At 66.9% G+C, this 16343-nt stretch carries 14 protein-coding genes; 2 read left to right on the forward strand and 12 right to left on the reverse strand.

Translation table 11 applies throughout. From position 1 onward, the window contains the following. Positions 1–24: 24 nt before the first annotated feature. Complete coding sequence (locus tag GGR25_RS19300; protein ID WP_183400506.1) at positions 25–591, forward strand: sterol desaturase family protein; 567 nt, start codon at positions 25–27, stop codon at positions 589–591. 200 nt (positions 592–791) lie between these two features. Here the strand turns inward: GGR25_RS19300 and GGR25_RS19305 are convergent, their stop codons facing one another. The 11 genes from GGR25_RS19305 to GGR25_RS19355 form a co-directional block, all read right to left on the reverse strand. After that, positions 792–1814: an ABC transporter permease gene (locus GGR25_RS19305; RefSeq protein WP_183400507.1), complete on the reverse strand. Its 1023-nt coding sequence runs from the start codon at positions 1812–1814 to the stop codon at positions 792–794. A 48-nt stretch (positions 1815–1862) separates the two neighbouring features. Then, positions 1863–3404, reverse strand: a complete 1542-nt coding sequence (locus tag GGR25_RS19310) for a sugar ABC transporter ATP-binding protein (protein ID WP_183400508.1) — start codon at positions 3402–3404, stop codon at positions 1863–1865. Between the two features lie 86 nt (positions 3405–3490). Next, complete coding sequence (locus GGR25_RS19315; protein ID WP_183400509.1) at positions 3491–4453, reverse strand: substrate-binding domain-containing protein; 963 nt, start codon at positions 4451–4453, stop codon at positions 3491–3493. A 171-nt stretch (positions 4454–4624) separates the two neighbouring features. Then, positions 4625–5698: an NAD(P)-dependent alcohol dehydrogenase gene (locus GGR25_RS19320; protein ID WP_183400510.1), complete on the reverse strand. Its 1074-nt coding sequence runs from the start codon at positions 5696–5698 to the stop codon at positions 4625–4627. A 97-nt stretch (positions 5699–5795) separates the two neighbouring features. Continuing rightward, entirely contained in the window at positions 5796–6782 is a 987-nt protein-coding gene (locus tag GGR25_RS19325; RefSeq protein WP_183400511.1) for an ABC transporter permease, read from the reverse strand. 13 nt (positions 6783–6795) lie between these two features. Continuing rightward, positions 6796–7770 carry an ABC transporter permease gene (locus GGR25_RS19330; protein WP_183400512.1) on the reverse strand — a complete coding sequence of 325 codons (975 nt, stop codon included), beginning with the start codon at positions 7768–7770 and terminating at the stop codon, positions 6796–6798. After that, complete coding sequence (locus GGR25_RS19335; protein WP_183400935.1) at positions 7767–9257, reverse strand: ATP-binding cassette domain-containing protein; 1491 nt, start codon at positions 9255–9257, stop codon at positions 7767–7769. Before GGR25_RS19335 ends, GGR25_RS19330 begins: the two co-directional genes overlap by 4 nt. 84 nt (positions 9258–9341) lie before the next feature. Then, complete coding sequence (locus GGR25_RS19340; RefSeq protein WP_183400513.1) at positions 9342–10370, reverse strand: ABC transporter substrate-binding protein; 1029 nt, start codon at positions 10368–10370, stop codon at positions 9342–9344. Positions 10371–10435: 65 nt separating this feature from the next. Continuing rightward, a complete protein-coding gene (locus tag GGR25_RS19345) occupies positions 10436–11350 on the reverse strand; it encodes a sugar phosphate isomerase/epimerase family protein (protein WP_183400514.1) in 915 nt (304 codons plus the stop codon). 42 nt (positions 11351–11392) lie between these two features. Then, on the reverse strand, positions 11393–12910 hold the full coding sequence (locus GGR25_RS19350; protein ID WP_183400515.1) for a mannitol dehydrogenase family protein: 1518 nt from the start codon (positions 12908–12910) through the stop codon (positions 11393–11395). A gap of 105 nt (positions 12911–13015) precedes the next feature. Further along, positions 13016–13906, reverse strand: coding sequence for a MurR/RpiR family transcriptional regulator (locus GGR25_RS19355; RefSeq protein WP_183400936.1), 891 nt, complete (start codon positions 13904–13906; stop codon positions 13016–13018). Between the two features lie 156 nt (positions 13907–14062). Here GGR25_RS19355 and GGR25_RS19360 point away from each other — a divergent pair, with 156 nt between their 5' ends. Beyond that, positions 14063–15247, forward strand: a complete 1185-nt coding sequence (locus GGR25_RS19360) for a Gfo/Idh/MocA family protein (protein WP_183400516.1) — start codon at positions 14063–14065, stop codon at positions 15245–15247. Positions 15248–15313: 66 nt separating this feature from the next. On the opposite strand, the gene GGR25_RS19365 is transcribed toward GGR25_RS19360, so the two are convergent. Continuing rightward, positions 15314–16342: a hypothetical protein gene (locus tag GGR25_RS19365; protein WP_246410052.1), complete on the reverse strand. Its 1029-nt coding sequence runs from the start codon at positions 16340–16342 to the stop codon at positions 15314–15316. Position 16343: the final 1 nt, after the last annotated feature.

Consider the following 16343-nt stretch of genomic DNA (forward strand, 5'->3'; position numbering starts at 1 on the left):
GGGCAAAGGTCGAGTATTTCAAACATGTCGACGTTCGAATTGAAGGCCGTCGGCTATTACGCCGATTTCATCGTCTACCCGGTCATCATCGTGGGGCTGGGCGTGACGTCGTTCATGACCGGCGAGCCGGTCGACCTCCTGAAATGGGTCGGTGCGATCGCGGCCGGCATAGCGGTCTGGACGTTCGCCGAATATCTCATTCACCGTTTCGTCCTGCATCACCTGGTCTATTTCCGCGACCTGCACGGCATGCACCACAACACGCCGACGGCGCTGATCGGCACGCCGGTCTGGATGAGCATGGCGCTGCTGCTGGTCGCCGTCGTCCTCCCGTCCTGGTGGTTCTTCGGCATCGCCATCGGCAGCGGCTTCAGCGCTGGCATGGTCGTCGGCTATCTCGCCTACACCTCGGCGCACCATATCCTGCATCACTGGAAGATGACGCCGGGCACCTATCTCTACCGGCTCAAGCACCAGCACGCGCTGCACCATTTCCGTCATGAGGACGGCAATTTCGGCGTAACCTCGCTGTTCTGGGACTATGTCTTCGGCACGGCCATCGCCAGCGCACGCCGCCGCAAGAGCGACTAACAGTCAATCGACGTTCAGGCCCCTATTGGGATTCGTCCGGGCCCCGGCAGGGTGTCATTGCCGGTCTTGGCGCGGCGATCCCGGCTTGTCCGCTCTGAAGCCCTCGCCTCGGGAGGGGTTGAGTGGCCGGGTCGAGCCCGGCCACGATACGGATCCCCCTGTGTGCGGTCGGCGCGACCGGCCCACGCCCCCACGCCGCGTCAGACCTTGCGTCGTCGCGACTTGGCGAAGGTGTCGAACGCCACGGCCAGCACCACGATCACGCCGATGATGATCTGCTGGATGTAGGACGAGACGTTCATCATCACGAGGCCGTTCAGCAGCACGCCGATCAGGAACGAGCCGATCACGGTTCCGAAGATCGAGCCGATGCCGCCGAAGAGCGACGTCCCGCCGATGACGACGGATGCGATGACCGTCAGCTCATAGCCCGTTCCCGCCACCGCCTCGGCCGAATTGAGCCGCGCCGACAGGACGAATGCGCCGAGGCCGGCGAAGAACCCCATGATGACATAGACGCTGCAGATCACGCGGCCGACATTGAGGCCCGAGAGGCGCGCCGCCTCGGGATTCCCGCCCACCGCATAGACCTGCCGGCCATAGCGCGTGTAGCGCAGCACGATATGGGCGATGACGGCGGCGACGAGAAAGATGATGACCGGGATCGGCACCGGCCCGAACTTGCCCTGCCCCCACCAGGTGAAGGCGCGGTCGAAGCCGGAGATCGGCCCGCCGCCGGCGAAGAGCAGCGCCGCACCGCGGAACACTGACATGCCGCCGAGCGTGACGACGAAAGGCGGCACCTTGAGGCGGGTGATGGCGAGCCCCTGGATATAGCCGCCCGCAAGGCCGACCGCGATCGCGGCCAGAGCCGCGAGCTGCCAGCCATAGCCGACCGCCCCATCGCCCACCGTGAAGCGATCCTGCATGCCGCCCTTGGCGACGGCAGCGCCGACGAGTCCGGCGAAGGCGAGCAGCGAGCCGATCGAGAGATCGATGCCGGCGGTCAGGATGACGAAGGTCATGCCGATCGCCAGCAGGCCTGTGATCGACACCTGCCGCATGACGTTGAACAGGTTGATCGACGACAGGAAGCGCGGTTCGAGGATCGCGAACACCGCCATCAGGACGATCAGGAAAAGGAGCGGCGCGAATTTGGCGAGCAGACCGAAAAGGTCGACTCCGCCTCCGTTTCGTGCCGCGGCCTGCTGGGCCTCGCTCATGACGTCACCTATCCTCCCTCAAAACTCTCGTTCGGCGCGATGATCGCCTCAGGCGGCCGCGGCCGTACTGGTCAGCGTCATCATGGCCATCAGCTTTTCCTGCGTGGCGTCGGCGCGCATCACCTCGCCCGTCACGCGGCCCTCCCGCATGGTGACGATCCGGTCCGACACGGCGAGCACCTCGGGCAATTCGGAGGAGATCGCGATGACGGCGATGCCGCTCTTGGCCATCTCGAAGAGCAGATTGTGCACCTCGACCTTGGCGCCGACATCGATACCGCGCGTCGGCTCGTCCACGATCAGCACTTTCGGGCGCAGCGCCAGCCAGCGCGCCAGCACCACCTTCTGCTGGTTGCCGCCGGAGAGATTGCCGACCGCCTGCTCGGGTCCCGCCATGCGGATATTGAGCAGCTTCTTGAACTCGTCGACCAGCCCGCGTTCCTTGCGCTCGTCAACGAAGATGCCGAAGAGGTCGAGCCGATCCAGCGCCGCGATCGACATGTTCGTGCGGATGGCCTGCGTCAGGAACAGCGCCTGGAGCTTGCGATCCTCGGGCACCAGCCCGATGCCGCGCTCGATCGCGTCGCGCGGCGAGCGGATATCGACGGGCTGGCCGTCGATCAGCACGCGGCCGGTATCGAAGGGATCGGCGCCGAAGATGGCGCGCGCCGTCTCCGTGCGGCCGGCGCCGACGAGGCCGGCAATGCCGAGGATCTCGCCGCGCCGTACCGAGAGCGAGACGTCCCGGAGCTCCGTCGCATGCGGGTCCTGCGCCGTGCGACGCCGCGTCAGGCCTTCGACGGCCAGCGCGACCTCGCCCGGCTCGCCCGCCTCGCGATGGGCGAAAAGCGTGGTGATCTCGCGGCCGACCATGAGGCGGATGATGTCGTCGATCGTGACATCGGCGACCGCACCCGCGCCGACATTGCGGCCGTCGCGCAGCACCGTGTAGCGGTCGCAGATCTCGATCACTTCCTCCAGCCGATGCGTCACAAAGATGACCGAGATGCCGTCGGCCTTGAGCTTGCGGACAATGGCGAAGAGCTTGTCGACCTCGGCCAGACTGAGGGCGGAGGTGGGCTCATCCATGACGATGAGCCGCGAATTCATCGAGAGAGCGCGCGCGATCTCGACCAGCTGCTGCTCGGCGACCGAGAGGTCGCGCACCAGGGTCATCGGATTGCGCTCGAGGCCGATGCCGCGCGTGATCGCGGCGGTATCGGCGGCGAGCTTAGACCAGTTCACGAACGGGCCCGGCCCGGGCTCGCGTCCGATGAACACGTTCTCCGCGATGCTCATGTCCGGAGCGAGCGTGAATTCCTGATAGATGGTGACGATGCCCGCCCGCTGAGCCGCATGGGGATTGGCGAAGCTCATCGTCTTGCCGTCGAAGGTGATCGAGCCGCTGTCGGGCGACTGGGCGCCCGCGAGGATCTTCAGCAGCGTCGACTTGCCGGCGCCGTTCTCGCCGAGCAGCGCATGGATCTCGCCGCCCGCCACCTCGAGATCCACGCCGTCGAGCGCGCGGACACCGGGGAAGCTCTTGGCGATGCCAGCCATGCGGAGAAGCGGGCGCACTTCGCCGTCCATTGCAGGACCTCCGTCCGTCGATCGAATGCGGGGTATGGATCACAAGAGACGGGGCGCCGGCGGACCGGCGCCCCGGATCTTCGGACTTACTTGACCTCGCCGAGACGCTCGGCGGTGTTCAGATTGTCCTTGGTGATCGCGACCGGGGTCAGCAGGTGAACCTGCTCGGCAGGCTTCGTGCCGTCCTTGATGAAGGCGACGAGCGTGTCGACGCCGATGGCCGACTGCTTGCCCGGGAACTGCTCGATCGTGGCGGTCAGGCCGCCGTCGCGAACCTGGGCCAGAGCCTCGGGCAGCGCGTCGAAGCCGATGATGGCGATACCGGAGAGATTGCGGCCCTTGACCGCTTCCAGGGCGCCGAGCGCCATGTCGTCATTGGCGGCGACGATGACCTTGGGCGGCTCGGGAAGCGCGGCGAGAGCGGCCTCGGTGACCGAGAGGCCCTTGGCGCGATCGAAGCCGGCCGTCTGCTCGAAGACGATCTTGTACTTGTCGGCGGCCTTGTCGAGGACGTTGTGCAGGCCCTTGTTGCGGTCGATCGCCGGCGAGGCGCCCGACTGGCCCTGCAGGTTGATGATCGTCGCGCCATCGGGATAGAGCTTCATGATCAGCTCGCCCTGGGCCTCGCCGCCCTTGACGTTGTCGGCGCCGATATGGGCCAGGATGCCCTCGACCTGCGCGACGCGACGGTCGACGGTCACGACCGGGATACCGGCCTCGACGGCCTGCTGCAGAGCGGGCGCCATGGCGTCGACTTCATTCGGGCTGATCACGATGCCCTTGACGCCCTGGGCGATCGCCGCCTCGACGTCGGCCGTCTGCTTGGGCGAGGAGACCTGGCCGTCGCTCTCGATGACCGCGACGCCCTGCTTCTCGGCTTCGGCCTTGAACGCGTTCATCATGTGGACGAAGAACGGGAAGGTCAGTCCCGGCACGGAGGCGAGGATCGTGATCTTCTCATCGGCCGCGGCAGCCGGTGCCGGGACGGACGACATGGCCGCAAACGCAAGCGCGCTCGCGGCAAGGACGGACCTTGCGACTTTCGACATCTGAATTCCTCCCATGGTGCCCTTCTACGTGGGCTGATGCGGAGGATGACGCAGGCTCGCGCCGTGCGCAATCGTCATTTAATCGATTAGCTGAAATCTCGATGATGCGCCGCAGCAAGAAGAACCCGCCCGCCAGTCGCCCGGCGGGCGGGTTTTGAGCTCAGATCGGCGTCAGGGCGTGATCGCGACCTTCAACACGCCGTCGCGCTGGTGCGAGAAGAGATCATAGGCCGCCTCGATATCGTCGAGCTTGAAGCGGTGCGTGACGAGCGGCTTCAGATCGACGCGACCTGATGCGACGACATCGATCAGCCGGCGCATCCGTTCCTTGCCGCCCGGGCAGAGCGTGGTGACGATCTTGTTGTCGCCGAGGCCGGCGGAAAAGGCGCCGAGCGGGATCCTCAAATCGGTCGAATAGACGCCGAGGCTCGACAGCGTGCCGCCCGGGCGCAACACCTTGAGGGCGGATTCGAACGTGTTCTGCGTGCCGAGCGCTTCGATCGCCACATCGACGCCGCGCCCGTCGGTGATTGCCATGATCTGCTCGACGGGATCGCCGGCCTTGAAATCCACGACATGGCTGGCGCCGAGCTTCTTGGCGATCGCCAGTCGCTCCGGCACGGTATCGACGCCGATGATCTTGGTCGCACCCTTCAGTTTGGCACCGGCCACGGCGCAAAGGCCGATCGGGCCGAGGGCGAAGACCACGACCCAGTCGCCGATCTTCACGCCGCCGCTCTCGGCGCCCGAGAAGCCCGTCGACATGATGTCGGGGCACATCAGGACCTCTTCGTCCGTCAGCTCATCCGGCACGGGCGCGAGGTTCGCGAGCGCGTCGGGCACGCGGACATATTCTGCCTGCGCGCCGTCGATCGTGTTGCCGAACTTCCAGCCGCCCATGGCCTTGAAGCCATGCTTGGTGCCAGGCCCGTCCTGCGAGCCGCAACCGCACAGGCACGCATAGGAATGACCGCTCGGCGTGATCGCCCCGGCGATGACGCGCTGGCCTTCCCGGAAGCCCGTGACCTCCGAGCCCAGCTTCTCGATGATGCCGACCGGCTCGTGGCCGATCGTCAGGCCCTTCGCGACCGGATATTCGCCCTTGAGGATATGGACATCCGTTCCGCAGATCGTCGTCGTGGTGATGCGGATCAGCGCATCGAGCGGGCCGACCTCGGGGATGGGCTTCTCGTCGAGGACGATCCGTCCGGGTTCGACGAAGATCGCGGCTTTCATCTTGGGCATGGCGTTCGCTCCCTGATTGCATAGACCGATCCGGCGACCAGCAAGGGAACCATGCGTTTTCGGGAGCAATGCGCCTTGATGAGGATCAAGCCCCCGCTCAGCGATCCTCCACAATGCGCAGATAGGCCGCCGTGACGAGCAGGACGATCAGGCCGAACAGGATGCGGCGGGCGCCCTCGGGCATCTGCAGGATCGTGAGCAAGGTCGTCAGCACGGTCAGGATCAGCGCGCCGAGGATCGTCCCCGTATAGCCGCCCCGCCCGCCGAAGATCGACGTCCCGCCGACCACGGCCGCAGCGACCGAGGGCAGCAGCAGCGGATCGGCGAGCGACAGCGACGGCGCCTTGATCAGGCCGACATAGAGCAGCCCGGCGACGCCGGCGAGCAGCGACGAGCCGACATAGAGCGCGAGGATCACCTTCCAGTAGACCACGCCCGAAAGACGGGCGGCGCGTTCATTGTCGCCGACGGCATAGAGCAGCCGGCCAAACCCGGTCCGGTTCAGCACGAACAGGATCAGCGACGCGACCGGAATGAACAGCAGCAGCGCATTGGGGAAGCCGCCGGTCACGCCTGTCCCGAGCCAGGAGAGGAACGCGGGCACCTTCGTCCCCGTCGCGATCACCGTGCGCTGATAGACCTGGAGGCAGCCTATGCCGACGAGGCTGGTGCCGAGCGTCATGATCAGCGGATGGACGCGGAAGATGCCGACGCCGATGCCGTTCGCGAGACCGATCAGCACGGCGGGGAGAAGCGCGAGCGCGACGCCGATGACGGGGCCATGCTCGACCGCCTGCGTCGAGACGATGAAGGCGGCCATGGTCGCGACAGTGCTCACCGAGAGATCGATGCCGCCGGTCAGCATGGTCATGGTCTGGCAGCCGGCGAGGATCGCGAGCGGGATCGCGAACTTCACCGTATTGGCGATCCAGCGCTCGTTCACGATGCCGGGGCGGAGGATCTGCAGCGCCACCACCAGGAGGACGAGCAGGATCACGAGCGGCACCAGCGGGCGGTCGCTCATGAAGCGGCGGATGCGCTTGCCGAGCGGGACGGCCTCGGCGCCGGCGGCGGTCACGCTCATGTCGAACCTCCCCTCATCTGGTTCTTCCCCGCATGGCGAGGAACGCGCCGAGCATCACGACGATCACCATGATCAACCCCTCGATGATCGTCGTCGCGTTCGGATCGACGGCGAGCAGCGTCAGGTCGGTGCGCACGAGACGCAGCACGATCACCGCGATGATCGGCCCGAGCAGGCCGCCCTTGCCGCCGCCAAGCGCCACGCCGCCGAGCACGACGGCCGCGACCGAGGCGAGGAGATAGGGGCCGGGAATGGGCGCGCCGATTCCCGTGCTCAGCGTCAGCGAGAGCCCGCCCATGGCGGCGAACAGTCCGCCGATCGCATAGGCAGCGATCTTGGTTCGCGCGACCGAGACGCCGCTGCGGAACGCCGCGAGTTCGCTCGATCCGATCGCGTAGATCGAGAGGCCGAGCTGCGAGCGGCGGAGCGGAATCCACACCACAGCGAGGCAGATCACCAGCACGATCAGCGCCTTGGGGATCCACGCCGTGACGCTTTCCGGCAGGAACGGGATCGGCACGGTGCCGACCACGAGCCCCTTCAGCCATTCGGCTGCGCCGCCGCCGGGCGCATCGAGGATCAGGAGCGCGACGCCCTGGAACACGAACAGCGTCGAGAGCGTCACTACGATATCGGGAACGCGGGTCCAGACGATCAGGAATCCGTTCAGCGCGCCGAGGCAAAGGCCGAGGGCCAGCACGAAGGGGACGACGAAGAGCGCATGGGATTCGCTCGCCCCGTTCATCATCGCCGCAGCAGTCACAGAGGTGACGGCCATCATCGCGGCGACGGAAAGATCGATGCCGCCGGCGATCACCACCACGGTCTGCGCGGCAACGGCGAAGGCATAGGGCAGCACGGCGCGCATCAGCGAGCCGAAATCGCCGGCGCCATAATCCGGCTGGATCAGCTTGGTCGTGACGGCGAGCAGGATGAACAGCACGCAGAGGCCGGCGACCCAGGCATTGCGGCGGATGAGGCGGATCATGGCGCCACCTCGCTCTGGCGGGGAAGGCCATAGGCGGCGCGGGTCAGCGCCGCCTCGTCGGCGATCTCGACCGGCAGAACATCGACGACGCGCCCGCCGAAGATGACGATGGCGCGGTCGCAAACATGCTGCACCTCCTCGAGCTCGGAGGTGTAATAGAGCACCGAGAACCCCTGCCCGGCGAGTTCGCGCAGCAGGCGGTAGATCTCGCGCTTGGTGCGCACATCGATGCCGCGCGTCGGATCGAAGCACAGGATCGTGCGCGTCTCGGCCGCGATCCAGCGCGCGATCGTCACCTTCTGCTGGTTGCCGCCGGAGAGGCGCTGGACCTCGCGCTGTGCGCGCGTGTCGATCTGCAGCCGCTCGATCGCCGCCGTCACCGTCGCCCGTTCCTTGCGCAGCGCGATCGGTCCCCAGCGGCGGAATGGGGCGCTGAAGGGCAGCGCGATGTTCTCGCGGACGGAGCGATGCATGAGCAGCGCCTCGGAACGGTCGCCCGGCACCAGAGCGAGGCCGGCGCGGATCGCATCCGCCGGATGAGCGAAGCGGACAGCCGCGCCATCGACCTCGATCGTGCCGGCCGAGGGCTTCCGCGCCCCGGCCAGCGCCTCGAACAATTCGTCCTGCCCCTGCCCTTCCAGAGCAACGACGCCCGCGACCTCGCCATTGGCGAGTTCGAACGAGACGTCCTGCAGCTTGCCGACGGCGAGGTTCCGGACGGCGACGCGCGGCGGACCGGCGACCGTCGCCGTGCTGCGCGCGCCGTGCGTGACGCCGCGCGCCTTCTCGATCTTCGCGCCCAGCATCAGCTCGACGATGCGCTCCTCGACGCCCGTCTCGATCTTGAGCACGCCGACCGTCTCGCCGTCCCGCAGCACCGTGGCGCGGTCGCACATCGCGGCGATCTCGACGAAGCGGTGCGAGATGAAGATCACCGATCGCCCGGCGGCGCTCTGGCGGCGCACGACGTCGACGACGCGTTCGGCGAGATCGGCCGGCAGTGCGGCCGTCATCTCGTCGAGGAGCAGCACATGCGGCTCGGCGGCGAGCGCGCGGGCGAGATCCAGCACGCGCTGGATGGCGAGCGGCACATCGCGCGCCGTCGCGCCGAGGGACAGATCATTCACGCCGAGTTCGCGCACCCATTCGGCGAAGGGCTCGACGGGCGTCCGCGTCAGGCGAAGATTGGAGGCGATATCGAGATCCGGGATCAGGGAGGGTTCCTGATAGACCGGCACCAGGCCGGCGCGGCGGGCGGCGCCAGGGGACGAGAATTCGCGCGTCTCGCCGCGGATCTGGATACGGCCGCCGCTCGGACGAACCGCCCCGGTCAGGATCTTGACCAGCGTCGACTTGCCGGCGCCGTTCGCGCCCATCAGCGCATGCACCTCGCCCGGCAGGACCGAGAGGGACGCGTTCCGGAGCGCTGCCACGGCGCCATAGTTCTTTGCGACGCCGGTGGCGTCCAGGATCGGATTGGTCGTCACGGGCTTCTTCGCGCCGGTCGTTTCAAGCATACCGGGAGCGGATGGACACGCCATCCGCTCCCGAAGCGGCCAGGATCGGGCGGATTATTCGCCCGGGCCCTTGCAGGCCACGATCTGGTCCTTGGTGTAGGTCGTCCAGCCGGGAATGGAGATCGAGACCGGCCATTCGGGGCTCAGCGAAGGATCGGCAGCGGCCTTGAGCTTCGCCTTGCCTTCGTCGGTCGCGTTTTCCCAGAGCTCGGGATTGACCAGCACGAGCTTGCTGTCAGGCTTCTTGCCATCGAGGATCTGCAGCGCGAGCGCCACGCCGGCGCCGCCGATCGAGCCCGGATTGGTCACTGCGGCGCCCTTGAGGCCCTCGACCGAGGTGAGCTGGCCGACAAAGCCGGCATTGTCCGCGCCGACGACCGGAACGAGCGGCGCCTGGGACTCGACGAGCGCATCGACGATCACATTGTCGATGCCCGAGGTCCAGATGCCCTGATACGGCGTGCCGGTGGCGGAGAAGTCGAGGATCTGCTGCTTGCCCTGGTCCTGCTGCCAGCCGGTGAAGACCTCGTGCACGACCTTGACGTCCGGGAACTCGGCGAGCGCGCGCTTGAAGCCCTTGTCGCGATCACTGTCGGCCGAGGCGCCGGCCGCGCCGCGCATATAGACCACGCCGCCCTTGCCGCCCATCTGCTGGAACAGCCATTTGGCGCCGAGATAGGCGTATTCTTCCTGGTTGTTCGAGATGACATAGGCGGACGGCTCGGTCACCGCCTGGTCGACGGCCACCACGACGATGCCCTTGTCGGTCGCTTCCTTGAGCGCCGCATTGATGCCGGCCGGATCGGCCGGGTTGACGACGATCGCGTCGACGCCCGCGCTGATCAGGTTGCGGACGTCTTCGAGCTGGCCGGCCGCATCGGTGTTGCGATGGGCGATGTTCAGCTTGGAGACTTCGCCCGAGGCGAGCGCCTGCGCCTTCATCGCGCAGATCATTTCCTCGCGCCAGCCATTGCCCTGAACGGTGTTGGAAATGCCGATCGTGTATTCCTTCGCGGCAGCGACGCCGGCCGACGCCATCAGCGCGGCCGCGACGAGCGGCAGCAAGAGTTTCGACTTCGTCATCCCGTTTCCTCCTCTTTGGGATCGATTTTCTCCGCCGGGCCGCCTCCTCGCGACGCCGGCAGGCCTCACTTCACATAAGGACGTAGCACGTCTCGCGCGAGCAGGAAGCCGCGCTTCACCTTTTCCTCGCTTCCCTCGAACCGGCGATCCTCGTGTTCGATGATCACCGGGCCGTCATAGCCGGCCCGATAAAGCGCCGAGAAGAACTGGCTCCAATCGACTTCGCCGAGGCCCGGCATGCGCGGCACCTGCCAGCCGATGCCGGCGGACAGGATGCCGTTTTCATAGAGCCCCTCGCGGTCGATCATCAGGTCCTTGGCATGGACATGCAGCATCGCCGGCCCGAACTCGCCGATGAAGCGCGCAATGTCGATCATCTGCCAGACGAGATGCGACGGGTCGAAGTTCATGCCGACATCGCCGCCCCAAGCCTCGAGGATCCGGCGCCAGATCCGCGGCGAATAGGCGATATTGTGCCCGCCCGGCCATTCGTCATGGCTGAAGATCATCGGGCAATTCTCGAAGGCGAGCCGGACACCATTGTCGCGCGCATGGGCGACGATATCGGGCCACACCTTCAGCGCCTCGTCCCAGTTCGCATCGACCGTCTTCGAGGCATCGCTGCCGATGAAGGTGTTGACGAGACCGACGCCCATGCGTCCGGCCGCGACGATCACCTGCTTCAGATGGGCGATGACCGCCTCGCGGTGCGCTGCATCGGGATGAAGCGGGTTCGGATAATAGCCGAGGCCCGAAACCGTAATGTCCTTCTCGCCGAGCGCGGCCACGATCTCGCGGCCTTCGCTCGCCGACAGCGACGCCACGTCGATATGGCTCGTCCCGGCATAGCGTCGGCTCGATCCGGCGCTCTTCGGCCAGCAGGCGATCTCGACGGCCTCGAAGCCGACGGAACTCGCCCATGTCGCGACATTCTCCAGCGACACGTCCGGAAACGGTGCGGTCAAAAGGCCCAGCTTCATGTCATCCTCCCCGTTTCTATGGTGCCGTGCGGTCCGAGGCCCTCAACCCTCGATCCCGCGCGCCGCGCAGACGGCGCGCAGATAGCCGACCGGATCGCCTGAAAGCAGACCCGACAGCCGCTCCGTCACCATCGTGCGAAATACTGCGCTTCCCGCCAACTCGGCGGTGAAGATCGTATCGATCGCGATGATCGCCCCGGCGAGCGCCTTCGGATCATGGCCGATCCGGTCGGCGAGGCCTGCGACCCGCGCGGCATAGGGGTCCTCCACCCGCCACGCGCTGCCGAACCGCGCGGAGGCGCGGATGAGATAGGCCATCCAGGCTGCAACCGGCACCGACAGCAGCTCGATCCCCTCCCCGCGCCGAAGCCGGTCGCGGATCGGATTGAGGATGCGCTGGACGATCTTCTGCGAGCCGTCGGTCGCGATCTGGTGGTTACGATGCCGGATCGCGGTATTACGGAGCCGCGCGAGGCTCTGCTCGACATAGGCCAGCGGATCGACGCCGGGCACCGGCTGCAGCGTCGGCAGGCTCTCCTCGACCAGCATGCGGCGGATGAAACCCGCGAGCAGCGGATCGGCCATGTCATCGCAGGTATATTCGAGCCCGGCGAAGACGCCGAGATAGCAGAGCGTCGACTGCGCGCCATTGAGGATGCGCATCTTCAGATGCTCGAACGCCTCGACATCGTCGACGAAGCCGGCGCCGACTCGATTCCAGCCCGGAAAGCGCCCGGCAAAACGCTGCTCGATCACCCATTGGCGGAACGGCTCACCAACGACCACGGCCCGATCGGCATAGCCGAGATGGCTCTCGACAAAAGCGAGATCGGCCTCGGACGTCGCCGGCGCGATCCGGTCGACCATGGTGGACGGGAACGCGACATTCGCCCCGATCCAATTGGCGAGCTGGCCGCCCCTCCGCTCCGCGAGCGTGGCAACCACCGTCTTGAGGACAGCGCCGTTCGACGGGATGTTGTCGCAGCTCATGACGGTGACCGGGCGCCCATGCGTCGCCATCCGCTGCTCCAGCGCCCGTAGGAGGATGCCAGGAACGCTCCGCGGCGCCTCGGGATGCGCGAGATCATGCATGATGTCGGGCGCCGTCTCGTCGAGAACGCCGCTCGCCGGCCGATGGCAATAGCCCTTCTCGGTGATGGTCAGCGAGATCACGTCGATCTCCCCCGACGCGAGAACGCCGAGCGCCGGCGCGGGATCGTCCTGGCTGTCGACGACGCGGACGATCGATCCGATCACCCGCGGCTCGACGCGCTCATTCTCGCGCAGTAGCCGCGTATAGAGCCCGTCCTGCCGCCCGAGCGTATCGGCCAGCACCGGCGGGCGCACATTGATGCCGATTATGCCCCAGCGGCCGAACTCCACGCCCAGCAGATCGTCCGTGAATTCCGCCTGATGCGCGCGATGGAAGGCGCCGACGCCGATATGCGCGATCCCCGGAGCGAGTGCCGCGCGATCATAGGCCGGAGCCGCCACACCGGCCGGCAATTGGCCGAGCAATCCATTCCCGAGGGTGGGGACCGGCCGAGGCGCCGCACTCACGAGGCCACTCCCCCGGCCTTGGCCGGCCGGCCGACACGCGTTTCCATCTTCCCGTCCAGAATTATGTTTCTATTTTTTCCATCATGGAATGCCGATTTCCGCCTGTCAACGGCTCGCCTGCGCCAGTGCACGCCGCGCGACGATGCCATGCACCAGCGCCATGCCGACGGCGAGCGACGCCGCCAGCGACCGGAAGCCGCCGAATTCGGATTCGACGACCTCGATCCATGTGTCGGACAGTTCCACCAGAGGGCTGAAGGTCGAATCCGTGATCGTGACGATCGCAGCGTTGCGCTCATGGGCGACGGCGACGAGATCCGGCGTGATCGAATTATACGGGCTGAAGCTCACCGCCAGCACCGCGTCGCCGCGGCCGATGCAGCCCATCTGGTCGAGGGCGGTCGAACCGACATTGTCGACCAGCACATTGCGCACGCCCTGCTGGGCGAGTGTCAGCGAAAGATAGGTCGTGACCGGAAAGGCCCGCTTGCTGCCGACGAGATAGATGAGGTCGGCCGCCGCCAGCACCTCGACCATGCGGGCGAAATTCGCCGCTTCGAGCCCCTCGCCGATCCGGGCGAGCGAAGCCTGCGACGCGGCGACGAGGCCGTTCAGGAAATGGAGGTCGGGATCGGTCTCGTCTTGTTCCCGACGGTCGCCACCCTCCCCGCCGCGCGCCTCCGGCCAGGAGGCCTTGACGTGTTCCTTGAACAGCGCCTGGAAATCCGAAAATCCCGCATAGCCGAAGATTTGCGCGAAGCGGACCAGGGTCGAGGGCTGGACGCCGGCCTTCTCGGCCACCTGCACGATGGTGCCGAGCGCGACCTCGCCGGGATATTGCCACAGGAAGATCGCGACCTGACGCAGCCGCTTCGGAAAATGAATGGTGCCCGAGGAGAGGACCGCGCGCAGCTCCTCATAGGTGCGGGGCTTGGCATAGCCGAGCGCGGCGCGCGCGGCCTCCTTCTTGCCTGTCTTCGGACCGTCCTCGGTCATGGCGCGCTCCGGTCCCGTTCCCGCACCGGCCTCGTCCGCCGGCGCGCGCATTGTTCTCTCGGCACTTCCATTTCACAATCCAAAAAATAGAAATCCTCTTCGATATCGGAGAGGCGCGCGTTATGGTCGGCGCCTTCGGAGGAGGAGATCGAGAAAATGGTCTATGCAACGGCCGATGGATCCGCGCTCGCGCGTCTGCGGATCGGCATGGTGGGCGGCGGGCGGAACGCCTTCATCGGCGCCGTCCATCGTTTCGCGATGCGCCTTGACGACAAGATCGCTTTGGTCGCCGGCGCGCTCTCGTCCGACCCGGAAAATGCCGCGGCCTCGGCCGCCGATCTCGGCCTCGCGCCCGAGCGCAGCTATGCCGATTATCGCGCAATGGCCCGCGCCGAGGCGGCGCGGCCGGACGGCATCGAGGCCGTCGTCATCGTCACGCCGAACCATCTGCATGCGCCGATCGCCACCGCCTTCCTCGAGGCCGGCATCGACGTCATCTGCGACAAGCCGCTCTCGACGACGCTCGACGAAGCGCGGGCGCTGGTCGAATTGACGGCGGCCCGTCGCCGCAAGCTGCTGGTGACGCTCAACAACACCGGCTATGCCATGGTCCGCCAGGCGCGCGAAATGGTCGCCTCCGGCGAACTCGGCCGGATCGTCGCGGTCCATGCGGCCTATGTTCAGGATTGGCTGACCCAGCCCATCGACGCCGACGGCCAGAAGCAGGCCGAATGGCGCACCGATCCGGCCCGCGCCGGCCAATCTGCCGTGCTGGCCGATATCGGCGTGCATGCCTTTAACCTCGCCTGCTTCGTTTCCGGACAACAGGCGGAGACGGTCGCGGCCGATCTGTTCACGGCCGTGCCAGGCCGGCGGCTCGACGACAACGCCAATGTGCTGGTGCGCTGGACGGGCGGCGCGCGCGGAACGATCCTCGCCAGCCAGACCTCGCCCGGCCACTACAATGATCTCTCCGTGCGGATCTATGGCGAGAAGGCCGGCCTCGAATGGCGCGGCACCGAGCCCGAGGCGCTGCGCTTCTCGCCCTTCGGCGAGGACAGCCGCACCATCATCCGCGGCGGTCATGGCTCTGGCGCCGCGGCGCGCCGCGTGTCGCGCATGCCGGCGGCCCATCCCGAGGGCTATATCGAGGCCTTCGCCAATCTCTATCGCGACGCAGCCGAAATCATCCAGGCGCATCGCGCTGGCGCCGCCATCGACCCGGCCCTCTCGGCGCTGGTGCCCGACGTCACCGACGGCGCGCGGGGCGTCCAGTTCGTGGCGGCGGCGGTCGAATCGAACGCGGCCGGCGGCGCCTGGACGAGCGCGCGCTTCGGCTGACGCGGCTTACGGGCGGCGGCATTCCCGCCGCCCTCTTTGTCGATCGACGATCCCGGCGATCCGTTCTCAGCGGCGGCGGAATGCGGCGTAGCCGCCATCGGCGTCGTAGAGATAGTCAAAGCCGTAGAGGAAGTGGAAGCCGGTGTTGACGAAGGTGCGCTCGTCTGACGTGTGCAGGAAGATGCGATCCGGCGCCATCCGCGCCGCCACATCGCCCACCTTGAAGTCGTAGAGCGGCGTGCTCGCCGTCTCGTCGCCAACTGCGATCGAGACCGCCGTGCCATCCGGCAAGGGAACCGCCGGAGCCTGCGCGGGCGGCGCGGTCATGTACATGTCGCCGACGCCGGTATCGACCAGCATCGAGCCGCAGGCCGCCGGCATCTGGCCGCCGATCGAGATGCAGGCCGGAATGCCAGCCCAATCGTCGACCTTGTTCATCTTCTTGAGCTTGATGAAGCGGAAATCGCCTTCGGCCGCCGCCGAGGTCAGGCCGATATGGATGCCCTCGGCCGTGACGACATAGCCTCTGCGCTGGTTCGCGGTCGACGTGATCTGGAGCAGCGGATTCTTGTCACGCGTGCTTTGCGCCTGCGCGTCGCGTTCCCGGCCGAAGCCGATACCGACCATGGCCGTATGACGCGGATCATCGCTCGGCTCGCAGCGCCGCGCCGTTTCCGTGCAGGCGATCCGCGTGATCGCGAGCACGGGCATGGGCGCTGTCGTCACCGAGGCGCCATCGGCGCCGACGAGGGTCAGCGGCGTCGTGACCCACTGCCCCAGCATGATCCGGCCGGAGCTCGTATAGGTCAGCTTGCCATCGCCGATGACCGGCAGCTGGTCGAAGTTCGGAAGCAGCGCCGCCGCCACGACGACACCGGTCGAGCCGGTATCGAGCGTCGCCGAGATCGTGCGCCCGCCGAAGGAAAGCCCGACATGCGGGCTGCGGCGGATCTCGCCGTCGCGGGCATTCAGGAAGCGCAGGAACGTCGTGGCGCTGAACGCGGAATAATCGGGCCGCGACACCTCCTGCGCCGAAGCAGGCGCGGCGATGAGCAGCGGGAGAAGTGCAAGCGCGAGGCGACGAAACGACATCATC

The sequence above is a fragment of the Kaistia hirudinis genome (genome assembly GCF_014196455.1).
In the GTDB taxonomy this organism is placed as follows: Bacteria; Pseudomonadota; Alphaproteobacteria; order Rhizobiales; family Kaistiaceae; genus Kaistia; species Kaistia hirudinis.

What these genes read in the sequence shown, in the direction of transcription:
- GGR25_RS19320 (WP_183400510.1), bottom strand. Translation starts at nt 5,698, where the DNA reads ATGCCCAAGATGAAAGCCGCGATCTTCGTCGAACCCGGACGGATCGTC.
- GGR25_RS19325 (WP_183400511.1), bottom strand. Translation starts at nt 6,782, where the DNA reads ATGAGCGTGACCGCCGCCGGCGCCGAGGCCGTCCCGCTCGGCAAGCGC.
- GGR25_RS19310 (WP_183400508.1), bottom strand. Translation starts at nt 3,404, where the DNA reads ATGGACGGCGAAGTGCGCCCGCTTCTCCGCATGGCTGGCATCGCCAAG.
- GGR25_RS19340 (WP_183400513.1), bottom strand. Translation starts at nt 10,370, where the DNA reads ATGACGAAGTCGAAACTCTTGCTGCCGCTCGTCGCGGCCGCGCTGATG.
- GGR25_RS19300 (WP_183400506.1), top strand. Translation starts at nt 25, where the DNA reads ATGTCGACGTTCGAATTGAAGGCCGTCGGCTATTACGCCGATTTCATC.
- GGR25_RS19330 (WP_183400512.1), bottom strand. Translation starts at nt 7,770, where the DNA reads ATGATCCGCCTCATCCGCCGCAATGCCTGGGTCGCCGGCCTCTGCGTG.
- GGR25_RS19345 (WP_183400514.1), bottom strand. Translation starts at nt 11,350, where the DNA reads ATGAAGCTGGGCCTTTTGACCGCACCGTTTCCGGACGTGTCGCTGGAG.
- GGR25_RS19360 (WP_183400516.1), top strand. Translation starts at nt 14,063, where the DNA reads ATGGTCTATGCAACGGCCGATGGATCCGCGCTCGCGCGTCTGCGGATC.
- GGR25_RS19305 (WP_183400507.1), bottom strand. Translation starts at nt 1,814, where the DNA reads ATGAGCGAGGCCCAGCAGGCCGCGGCACGAAACGGAGGCGGAGTCGAC.
- GGR25_RS19315 (WP_183400509.1), bottom strand. Translation starts at nt 4,453, where the DNA reads ATGTCGAAAGTCGCAAGGTCCGTCCTTGCCGCGAGCGCGCTTGCGTTT.
- GGR25_RS19355 (WP_183400936.1), bottom strand. Translation starts at nt 13,906, where the DNA reads ATGACCGAGGACGGTCCGAAGACAGGCAAGAAGGAGGCCGCGCGCGCC.
- GGR25_RS19365 (WP_246410052.1), bottom strand. Translation starts at nt 16,342, where the DNA reads ATGATGTCGTTTCGTCGCCTCGCGCTTGCACTTCTCCCGCTGCTCATC.